Raw genomic sequence first — 3,758 nt, 5'->3', positions numbered from 1 at the left:
TCAGGAGCTTCTGCTTCATTCCCTTCGAGTACTCGCCGATGGCGCGTCCGGCGTCGTCCCAGAGTTCGAACGATTCGAGCAGCTCCCGCCGCCTCGCCTCCGCCACGTCGCGCGGCAGGCGATGGAGATCGGCGACCAGCTCGAGAAACTCGAATCCGGTCAGCGCGTCGTAGAGCTCGGCACCCTCGGGCACGTAGCCGATGATGGCGCGTACGTCGTCGGCACGGGCGACCACGTCGAACCCGCTGATCCTGACCAGCCCCTCGGTGGGGCGGATCAGCGTGGCGAGGACGCGGAGCGTCGTGGACTTGCCTGCTCCGTTGGGGCCGAGGAGGCCGAACACCTGGCCGGCGGGGATGGAGAGCGACAGGCCGGAGACGGCTTCGAGCGCTCCGTAGCGGCGGACCAGGCCCTGGATTTCGATCATGGGATGGATGCCCTCCCTGCCGTAGACTGCGCCCCGGCGAAGCCGTTGTCCACGGTCGAGGGAGTCCCATGAGCGAGTTGCGCGTCGTATCCGATCCGCCGGCCCTGGCCTGGACCTCGAGCCAGGAATTCCTGCGCCTCGCGGCCGAGGCGATCCGCGCGCGAGGGCGTTTCAACGTCGCCCTTTCGGGCGGCAGCACCCCACGGGCGACGTACGAGCGGATCGCGGAGATCTGGAAGGAAGCGCCCGGCGGGCCGCTGGACTGGACGCGCGTGCACCTCTTCTGGGGCGACGAGCGGCACGTCCCTCCCGACGACCCGCAGAACAACTACCGCATGGCGAACGACGCCATGATCGAGCGCGTGCCGATTCCGCCCGAGAACGTCTACCCCGTTCCCTCGGCGATCCCCGACGCGCGCGAGGCGGCGAGCCGGTACGAGGCGCGCCTGATCGAGGCCCTCCACCTGGGGCCCGACGACGTGCCGCGCTTCGACCTGATCCTCCTGGGAATGGGCACGGACGGGCACGTGGCCTCCATCTTCCCGGGCACCGAGGCCCTGGACGAGGAGAAGCGGCTGGTGATGGGCAACTGGGTGGACACGACCCAGACCTGGCGGATCACCCTGACCCTGCCGGTGCTGAATAACGCCGCGCACGTGATCGTGCTTGTCGCGGGGCGCGAGAAAGCTCCGGCGCTGCGCCGCGTTAGGCGCGGACCGCACACGCCGCCGCTATTGCCGGCGGAGCGGCTTCATCCAAGGAAGGGAACGTTGCTCTGGCTGGCGGATCGCGAGGCGGCGGGGGCTCCTGCCGACTAGCCCTGCGGGAGCTCCGCACGAGGCCGGCTCGGGCTGCAGGGCGGGGCCGGGCTACCCGGACACGCAGTTGAAGCGGATCCTGGACTTTCCGTGCAGCAGCTCGTTCAGCCGCTCGCGCACGGCCGGGGCGATCGGGCTTCCGGGGTGGCGGTGCACGAAGTAGCGAAGCTCCGACTGGACCGACCCCGAGGGACCGCAGGCGCACTCGGCATGCGTCAGCTCGTCGGCGATCCGCTCGATCTCGGCGTCCACGACGGCGCGGTACCGGTCCGGGTGGAGCGTCTGATAGTGGGTCCATTCGCCGTACAGTTTCGTGAGATTGCCGGGACCGAAATCGGTGCAGCCGGTCGCGTCGGTCTGCTGCCGCACGTAGACGGGCCATGCCCCGTTCTCGTACGTCCGATGGTATAGACGTAAGAGAAGCCGGTCCTCGGTCCGACCCTTCCGCTCTCCCAGCTTCTCGAAGAACGCGGCGTCCGGCACGGCGAACACCGCCTCCTCCCGGTTCACGAGCACGCCGCGAAGGTGTCCCTGCGTCGTGACGAACTCGGCGTCGCTGAGCGCCTCCACCGGCGAGGGCGCGCCGGAGGAGGCCGGATCCACCAGGTCGTGGCGGAGCGCGTAGGCCTTGAGGAAGAGCGGCTCCAGCGAGACCCGCCCCTTGGCGTTCTCGACGCGCGCCAGCTCTTCCGCGTAGCTCATCACGGCCGACTGGGCTGACGGGGGGAGTGCCGCTTCGGCACGCGTACCCGCTCCAAGACCCAGGGCCGCCGCGATAACCATCGCGAAACGCACAGCACGGTTCTTGCTCACGCGGAAACTATACTCCACTCGCGAGAGAGGGTCTTCCCTGGGAACCGGATCGGAGTAGTATCGGTTCGTTCCGGTCGTGAGCGTCACGTCGGCCGCAGGGGAGTCCATCGTGCCCTCGAAGAAGCGACCGCAGCATGCGGCGCACCGTCCTTCGCCTCCATCGCGGCCGAAGAGCGCCCCGCAGGGCGCGACGCAGACCCTTCCGCCGCCTCGCGCGTCCTCCGAGCCCTCGGCCATTCCCCCTCCCTACGCGGAATGGCTGGAAGCGGATGGGCTGGGAGGCTACGCCTCGGGCACGGTCTCCGGCATCCGCACCCGGCGCTCGCACGCGCTGCTGCTCGCGGCGCGCCCGCAGGGCGGCCCCGTGGTCCTGGTCAACGGGCTCGACGCGCGGGTCACCACCCCGCGCGGCATCTTCGACCTGACCTCGCACCGCTACGCGCCCGACGTCGTTCATCCCGACGGACATCGCCGCATCGAGTCGTTCACCGCCGATCCGTGGCCCACGTGGGTCTTTCGCCTGGAGGACGGCACCCGCATCGAGCAGCAGCTCTTCACGGTGAGCGGCGCCGCGGGGGTCATCCTCACCTGGAGCGTGGTGGACGGCGGCGCGGCCGGCGTGCAGCTCATGGTCCGGCCGCTGATCTCCGGACGCGAGGCGCGCGCGCTCCACCACGAGAACCCCCACTTCCGGGCCGAGGCGGTCTGCTGCGACACGTCGGTCGAGTGGCGCCCCTACGAGAGTCTCCCGGCGATCCTCGCGGGGTCGAACGGCCATTACGGACACCATCCCTTCTGGTACAAGAACTTCCTCTACGAGGCCGATCGCGCCGCCGGACGCGACCACGTCGAGGACCTGCACTCCCCCGGCGCGTTCCGGTTCGACCTGAGCCGCGGCGAGGCGGTGCTCGTGCTCACGACCGCCGAGGGGCTCCGCGCCATGGAAGCGCACGCCGCCGCGCGGGCCGCGGGACTGCCCGGGTTCGTGGGGCCCACGAGCGGCGATCCCGAGGGGGCGCTGGAAGCGCTGCGCGAGAGCGAGCGCGCCGCGCGCGCGGACTTCCCGACGCCGCTTCTTCGCGCCGCCGAGTCGTACGTCGTCCGGGGCGGGAGCGGAACGGCGGTCGCGGCGGGATACCCGCGAACGCGCGCCTCCAGCCGCGAGACGTTCGCCGCGGTCCGCGGGCTCTGCATCGCGACGGGACGGCTCGACGACGCGAAGCGGATCCTGCTCCCCTGGGTTCCGACGCTCGCCCGTGGGCTCTTCCCCACGACCTTCCCCGAAGGCGCCGCCCAGCCGCGGTACGACTCGGTGGACGCGCCGCTCTGGTTCATCGTCGCCGCGCACGAGCTGCTGCGCGCCTCGGCCGAAGGCCGGCGACGACTCTCGGCGGCGGAGCGCAACACCCTCCGCGGCGCCATCGAGGCGATCCTCCCCTGGTACGTCGAGGGAACGAGCTACCGGATCCGCATGGACGAGGACGGGCTGTTGGCCGCGGGCGAGCCGAACGCTCGCGTCACCTGGATGGACAAGGCGTGCGGGGCCGTCGCGCCGCGCATCGGGAAAGCGGTCGAGGTCCAGGCCCTCTGGCTGAACGCGCTGCGCGCGGGGTCGGAGATCTCGACGCGCTGGGAGGCCCTGTACCAGCGCGGGCGCGGCTCGTTCGAGCGGCGCTTCTGGAACGATGGAGCCGCGTCGC

Annotated in this window: 4 protein-coding genes; 2 read left to right on the top strand and 2 right to left on the bottom strand. The window is 71.0% G+C overall.

The features are described 5' to 3' along the window. The coding region (locus VE326_03670) for an ABC transporter ATP-binding protein (GenBank protein ID HYJ32293.1) at positions 1–427 on the bottom strand (427 nt) is incomplete at its 3' end. Positions 428–495: 68 nt separating this feature from the next. On the opposite strand from VE326_03670, the gene pgl reads away from it, so the two are divergent. Next, positions 496–1,245, top strand: coding sequence for a 6-phosphogluconolactonase (gene pgl / locus VE326_03665; GenBank protein HYJ32292.1), 750 nt, complete (start codon positions 496–498; stop codon positions 1,243–1,245). Positions 1,246–1,296: 51 nt separating this feature from the next. On the opposite strand, the gene VE326_03660 is transcribed toward pgl, so the two are convergent. Next, complete coding sequence (locus VE326_03660; protein ID HYJ32291.1) at positions 1,297–1,947, bottom strand: hypothetical protein; 651 nt, start codon at positions 1,945–1,947, stop codon at positions 1,297–1,299. A 187-nt stretch (positions 1,948–2,134) separates the two neighbouring features. On the opposite strand from VE326_03660, the gene VE326_03655 reads away from it, so the two are divergent. Then, a partial coding sequence (locus VE326_03655) for a glycogen debranching enzyme N-terminal domain-containing protein (GenBank protein HYJ32290.1) occupies positions 2,135–3,758 on the top strand: 1,624 nt, incomplete at its 3' end.

Source organism: Candidatus Binatia bacterium, from assembly GCA_035631035.1.
In the GTDB taxonomy this organism is placed as follows: domain Bacteria; phylum Eisenbacteria; class RBG-16-71-46; order SZUA-252; family SZUA-252; genus DASQJL01.
The sequence above is the reverse complement of the archived record's forward strand: the minus strand, read 5'-3'. Positions and strand labels throughout refer to the sequence as shown.